The 5980-nt window shown below is 44.0% G+C and carries 9 protein-coding genes; all 9 read right to left on the bottom strand.

Annotated features, from left to right (window positions below):
* Positions 1–191 (bottom strand): hypothetical protein (locus EA392_00355; protein TVR42392.1); only part of this gene is annotated, 191 nt, incomplete at its 3' end.
* Positions 188–952 (bottom strand): hypothetical protein, encoded by a 765-nt coding sequence (locus EA392_00360; protein TVR42393.1) that lies wholly within the window; start codon positions 950–952, stop codon positions 188–190. The genes EA392_00360 and EA392_00355, both read right to left, overlap by 4 nt.
* On the bottom strand, positions 949–1431 hold the full coding sequence (locus EA392_00365; protein TVR42394.1) for a hypothetical protein: 483 nt from the start codon (positions 1429–1431) through the stop codon (positions 949–951). Before EA392_00365 ends, EA392_00360 begins: the two co-directional genes overlap by 4 nt.
* A 3-nt stretch (positions 1432–1434) precedes the next feature.
* Positions 1435–1644 (bottom strand): hypothetical protein, encoded by a 210-nt coding sequence (locus tag EA392_00370; protein ID TVR42395.1) that lies wholly within the window; start codon positions 1642–1644, stop codon positions 1435–1437.
* 16 nt (positions 1645–1660) lie between these two features.
* Entirely contained in the window at positions 1661–2719 is a 1059-nt protein-coding gene (locus tag EA392_00375; protein ID TVR42396.1) for a hypothetical protein, read from the bottom strand.
* 76 nt (positions 2720–2795) lie between these two features.
* On the bottom strand, positions 2796–3245 hold the full coding sequence (locus tag EA392_00380) for a hypothetical protein (GenBank protein TVR42397.1): 450 nt from the start codon (positions 3243–3245) through the stop codon (positions 2796–2798).
* Positions 3246–3315: 70 nt separating this feature from the next.
* On the bottom strand, positions 3316–3921 hold the full coding sequence (locus tag EA392_00385) for a hypothetical protein (GenBank protein ID TVR42398.1): 606 nt from the start codon (positions 3919–3921) through the stop codon (positions 3316–3318).
* A 3-nt stretch (positions 3922–3924) separates the two neighbouring features.
* On the bottom strand, positions 3925–4992 hold the full coding sequence (locus tag EA392_00390) for a hypothetical protein (protein TVR42399.1): 1068 nt from the start codon (positions 4990–4992) through the stop codon (positions 3925–3927).
* Between the two features lies 1 nt (position 4993).
* Positions 4994–5980: hypothetical protein (locus EA392_00395; GenBank protein ID TVR42400.1), on the bottom strand; the 987-nt coding region annotated here is incomplete at its 5' end.

Genomic DNA, 5980 nt, shown 5'->3' on the forward strand with positions numbered 1-5980 from the left:
AACTTCAACACACTCCCAAACGCCCCCGCAGCATCCTGTGTATCCCATGTATCAATCTCATCCTCCCACTCCTGAGCCGTTGGCAATCTGAATCCTGAGAATGTGGGCACATCCGGTATCGCCCGCCTCAATACCTTACCATTTCGTGTAAGGATTTTTCCGTTCCGTGTAAGTATTTTATATGTTGTCATAGTTTTTTAACGTTTATATCGTAATCCTGACCATCTACGGTAATCCTTAATACCTGATCTGTGACTACAGGGTGTCCGCTTTGCTCCGTGAATGCGATGTCTTCTGTTTGAAATGTAATTTTATTGCTTGCAATCAGCAACGATTTACCCTCAACATCCCCCTCAAACACCGCGAAGTCGCCCGCTTCCAGTACCAAGTCAACGCCACCAACCGATTGAAAAGCGTTATCCGGTAGCGTTACTTTGTAACCAGCGCTATCAGGTACAAAGACCATGAACTGGCCGCGCTTGGTCTGTCTTATGGCAGGATCGGCAGTGCGAAAGGTATAGGTGCAATCGACCGTGTTAAGCAGCGCAAAGTAATTTTTGTTAATGAATGCAGACGTGTAAAGATTAAATGTTTCGGTAACGGCTCCAGATAAATCAGCATGGAAGCGGCCCAATCTTACGTCTGTGTTCTGCTCATGAACAAGATCACCCGTGGAAGTTAGCGCCCAAATCGAAGGGTCTGTACCCGGTGTAACTCCTGTGTGCTCCTCAGCCGCAACATTTTTGTATATGTTTCCACCGAAAGAAACAAACAATGGTGCAACTCCAGGCACGTATTCAACCGCCGGATCAAAATCGACTATTGCATCCGCGCCCTCAGTTTGTATCAGATTAAGCAGCTCAATGAAGTTTTCATCCAGCTCCTCCCACGTAAATTCACGGTTCAGATTGGTGAAGCCCGGTGCTGTGGTTATTCTTGTTCTTAATGTCATATCTCACGTTGATTGTCAGTTTTGGTAATCGAAAATCGTTGGCACCCGGTATGGATCCGGCCATCCTTCCATAGCGGGTAATCATCCGCGTTATCTTTCAGGAAAGATTGTAATTCACTCTCATACATACGCGCAATCTTGCAGTACCTTTTTACGATCCGGCTTAATTCCTCATCGGTTAGTGGCATGGAAGCATCAGAACGTTTCACAACTGGCCCGGTAGCGGTATTGAAAACTTTCCCTTGCTCCAAATACATTACGTATGTCCAGTAAACAATCACGGGCAGCACCTTTTCACGTAATACATCGTTTTCGGGTGTGTCTGAATTATCCACTACATCCGCGTATAATTCAGTGCCCAGAAACTCCGTACATTTTTCGCGTTCGGTCTGCATAGCAAACATTTCAACCCGCTTGCCGTCTAATGAAGTGGCAAGCGGGATGAATGTTTCTATGTCAGATTTGTTAACGATCGGCATGGCTTACAGTACTGAGGTTATCTCTGTTGCAATACCATTGACGAAGGTCACGTTGTAGTCACCAAGAACGTAGGTGCCTGTAATCCCATCTGGCAGGTGCGCGTTGTCAACAATACGTATCTTGTTGTCTTTGTCATATACAACTACTCTGTCTGTATTCTCTACAGTTTTTGGCGGAAATTGATAGGTGAAATCTTCTGCAATTGTGCTCATAGTTCAATGTATTAAGTTAGTTATCAATTGTGAGGGTTAATTTTTTGATTTCGTAATTATTGATCGGGTTTATGTCATAATGCCAGCCCCTGAATATTTCCATGCAGGTTTCTTCTATAATTTGACGGTCGTATGTCGTAGCCTCATTGAAAAACTGGTAGTAATTATTCAACAGCTCCTGGCTGAACCCTGTTGCGGTCGGTATGATTAGAATATGAGGGACTCCGGATGTTTTGATGATGGTATTTTCGCAACTTTTTTCTGTGTGCTCAAATATCTTATCGAAGTTCTGTATATCGAACTTCATAACATCCATCTTAACCGGGTTGCCTTCGTTGTCTTTGATGTTGTTCTCAATCAATCCAACCGCACCCGTTTTGCTTGCGCCCTGCATTGATGATAGCATATTCAATATTTCGCGTTCAAACCGGGTCTGTTCGCCTGTGTCCCTTTTTTCCTTGTCTTCAGGGTATGGTGATGTTTCGGCGAAGCTACCCGGATAAACGAAAATCTGAGAGGCTAAAAAACTGGTAGATGCGTTACTGTTCTTACCAGCGCCCATTAAAATTTCAGTGATCATCTCATTTTTGCACGGCTCAAACGGGCTGAGTGGATATTCCTGTTCTCCGTTGTCCCCGAAGTACCATATTTGGCCCCGGTATTTGTCCCAGCCCCCAGCCAATTCGACTTGTCGCGCAATAACTTCAGGATCGGGGTTGTATGTATTGTAATCTTTTGCTTTGCGCCTGTCGAACTCATTCCAGTTATCATATACAACAACTTTGTTTTTGAAATTCTCATCATCGGGCTTGCCTAACCTGCATTGCTCAAAGGGTAGCACAGTTACTGACACTTTTTCAAACATCGCGTTATAATTGAAGTGCAAAGCAAAGCCACCAAATTTTACGTAGCTCTGAACCATTCGCCTGATTACCTGATCGACCCGGTGCCCGCGTGAATTGACAACGCGCTTCCAGAAGTCGCCCGATTCAGTCATTCCGTGCCCAAATATGAACCGCTCCTTAGTTTTTACAACTGCTTTCGCGGTCGGTGAGCGGTCAATGATATTAAGCATCTGATTTGGATAACGATTATCCTTATCATAATGTATAATGCCCTGAACACGTGATACAATGTCTGTTTTGGGTTTATTAACTTTGACTGTTGTCGCCATTTGCTACTTTTTTCTTACGTGTGCGTTTTGGTTTTGGCTGTTCTTCTATCACATCAACAGCTACTTTGTCGAAAAAAGGATTGTCCTCCAAATGCTGTTCATCGATTTTACCGATTATCTCAGCGGTCAAATGTGGGCTTTTCCTACTGTAAGGTCTTGAATCGACCCATACAACAACGCCCGGTTTGATTAATTTTGGTAAGTTTATCCGTTCTGTAATTTGTTTTTCTTGCATATCTATCATTTCCTTAAATGTTTCGTACAAACAGACCCCGCAACCTGATATTTTAGGCTTGACATAAAATAATCGTTCGTACCATTTTGTAATCGTTTCTACAAATATAACGTTTTTCAACAAATCATTGGGGTGTTTAGCCGTTCTGAATTGTTGTAACGCTTCTGATTTGAATATATAAAATTCGTTCATGGTTTGTAAGGTATAAAAAAAGGGGATCGGGTCATTACCCAACCCCCTGGGGATTATTTATCAACCAAAACTATTCAGCAGGTGGAACCTCTTCTTTCAGTGACTCATAAAGAGCGACCGTGGTGGGGATGTCGGTATCAAAAAGGAACTCCATAAAATTAGGCTCCAGTAAATCGCCCTGTGGCTGCAATGTTACTTGCACCACGCCCTGATTTTCCGCGCTGTTATAAGTGCCTTCCACTAAGTACAACCCAACCGCGCGTCCTACAACTTTGAAAATATTGTTTCCGGTGCTGTTGCGCTGGTTTGTTTTCAGAATACCCATAACTTTGTTTTGCTGCAAGGATTTCAGTATCTCAACTGTCGCAGGTGATACCTCATACAGATTGAACATTAATCCATGCTGGAAGCCGCTTGAAAAATCTTGTTCAACTGGCTCTGACATTACAGCGTTTGGGTTTCGCTTGCCCTTGAATGCAAATGCCTGTTTACCTACCTTTATTCCAATCGCTTCGATGATGGTGGGATTGGTCGTATTGAAGGTAAAGCCATTCTGCCCGGCAGTGCGGTCTATGTCGTTGTGCTGAATCAGCAACAACTCTTCATCAGCGCCCCCCGCTTCAGGGAAGGCGCAGTTGTATGTATAATCTTGTAATTCTCCGCAGATGTATGTCATAGCTTAGTATATTACTTGGATTAGTCTGTCTTGAAGTACTTTAACATCAATTGAATCCAGCATTTTGATATAGCTGTAATCAGTAACTTTGTCAAAGAAGGTGTCGAAAGTTGCAAACCCGCTCTCGGTCTCAATACCGTAAGCCAAGTTTTCTTTCGTGGTGATGATTGCGCGGTGTGGCAGGTGCCATCTTGCGCCCAGGTCGTTGTAGGCTAAGATTTGCTCTGTCCAGTCGTCCTGAATTGCAAACTCAATACCGTTAACCATAAGAATATCAACGCCATCTTTCACGGCCTGATATGCTTCAGGATGGGTGTTGGTGGTCTGGAATTGCTTTTTAACCTGATTGGCAAAATAGCGTGTAATCATACCGATTTTATTTTGCTGCCTTACCAGCTCAACAGGCATGTTGTAGGTTGCGTTCATTAGATATTCAAATGCCAATGCTGGGGTAAGATCGTCGAATTGCTCTGCTTTCGTTGCGGTAGCGTTGGCAGTAACAACGGTTTGTTGAGTAGGGTTGGCCGCTACAATATCAGCAATTTGGCTCCAGTACCCATCGATCAAATTGAAGTGTGCAACGGGAACGGCGGCGGTGATTAGCTCTGTTCCTGCGCCTGCACCTACGTTTGTCGCATCGGTATCCATCAACCAAGTTCTCCACAACATTTTCTGAACTGCTTCGCCCGCAAGCTGCTCTACCAGATTAAGATAGTCAGTCCCGGTAAGGTCAGAAACAGGAGTACCCGTTCTGCGTGCGTACAATGCAAGGGTGTCGTCAAGGTCTTTGTAACATTCCTTTAGGAAAATCCTAAACCTGTTTGGCTCCCATACTTTTTTCTTCACAGGGATGTCTAACTGATCAGCTACGCTATCGCAACCAAGATCAGTTTTTCCGACCAAGCCCGCTTCGCCGATGAAGCCGATTTCCTTATTATACCTTATTCCGGTGTGCACGTCATGAAACTGTGCAAACGGCCCGGCTTCAACTCTTTCAAGTCGGATTAATTCCGCCAAATCGCGTACCTGCTCGGCAGTGAATGTCAATGCTGAAAAATCAATGTTGCTCATGTTATTTTAGTTTTTTTGTGGTTTTTAATGCGTTTACTTTTTCGCGGGCTTGCTGCAATCTTTCCTTAATCGGATCAACTGCGGGCTCCTCAAACTTTTGTTCTGGTTTTGCTTCGGGCTGCTCTTTCGATTGAATTTCCTTGTGCGTCTCGACATATTGTTTCAATGCCAGCACTTCGGTTTTCATATTTTCAACATCTTCATTGTGTGAAGCCTGAACAGATTCCAGTTGCTGTTTCAGTTGTTCGTTTTCTGCTCTGAGAGCGTCCATTTCTGAATTTTCAGGAACTTCTGGTTCAACTTCGGTAAGCTCTACCAGTGTATTACCTTCAACACGTGCCGTCCAAGATTTCTCAGCAAAGTTAAAAGTGTAGGTGCCATCCGGGGCCGCTACAGAGTCGCCCTCTACAGGCATCTCGCCGGGAAAGGTCAATTCAGCGCCCTCATTGGTCATGATTGTAAGTGCAGTTATCTCGGCTTTTTTGAAGAAAGATTTAATTTCATCGAAAGCCGACTGCAAAAAATTGCGGTCTTCGTTTGTCATAGGTTTTTCATTTTTAAGAATTGCGTAGATTTGCTGCGATTCCTCTTGCAGCGTGTGGTTAATTATATTGAATGTACTAAGTTTTTCGCCGTCAATGTATGTTTCATTTGCCATCAAATCGCTCAATGTATCAGCATCCAGCTGCAAGCGATCCTCATAGAACTTTTCATATTCCTTTTCAATCTGTCTAACTTCATCCGCGTACTTTTCGATATAATCCGCGTCACCCTCAACGCCGCCCCACGGATTGTGGATCATAAGCCGGAACGATTCGTTACCTTTCGCGCGCCTGTCGATTGTTAGGAATATTTTACTGGCAGCCGATGCAACTAAGCCCTCACCAACTGCAATCACTTCAACTTGCGATTGTAGTCTTTGTAGGTAGTTTGCTATCTGATCTGCTTCGGGTGCAGATCCGCCTGGACTGGATATGTGAACAAGAAA

It is taken from the genome of Cryomorphaceae bacterium (genome assembly GCA_007695365.1).
Taxonomy (GTDB): Bacteria; Bacteroidota; Bacteroidia; order Flavobacteriales_D; family SKUL01; genus SKUL01.

Excerpts from the sequence above, each read along its gene's own strand:
- EA392_00360 (TVR42393.1), bottom strand. The coding sequence starts at position 952 with ATGACATTAAGAACAAGAATAACCACAGCACCGGGCTTCACCAATCTG.
- EA392_00365 (TVR42394.1), bottom strand. The coding sequence starts at position 1,431 with ATGCCGATCGTTAACAAATCTGACATAGAAACATTCATCCCGCTTGCC.
- EA392_00370 (TVR42395.1), bottom strand. The coding sequence starts at position 1,644 with ATGAGCACAATTGCAGAAGATTTCACCTATCAATTTCCGCCAAAAACT.
- EA392_00385 (TVR42398.1), bottom strand. The coding sequence starts at position 3,921 with ATGACATACATCTGCGGAGAATTACAAGATTATACATACAACTGCGCC.
- EA392_00390 (TVR42399.1), bottom strand. The coding sequence starts at position 4,992 with ATGAGCAACATTGATTTTTCAGCATTGACATTCACTGCCGAGCAGGTA.
- EA392_00375 (TVR42396.1), bottom strand. The coding sequence starts at position 2,719 with ATGCTTAATATCATTGACCGCTCACCGACCGCGAAAGCAGTTGTAAAA.
- EA392_00380 (TVR42397.1), bottom strand. The coding sequence starts at position 3,245 with ATGAACGAATTTTATATATTCAAATCAGAAGCGTTACAACAATTCAGA.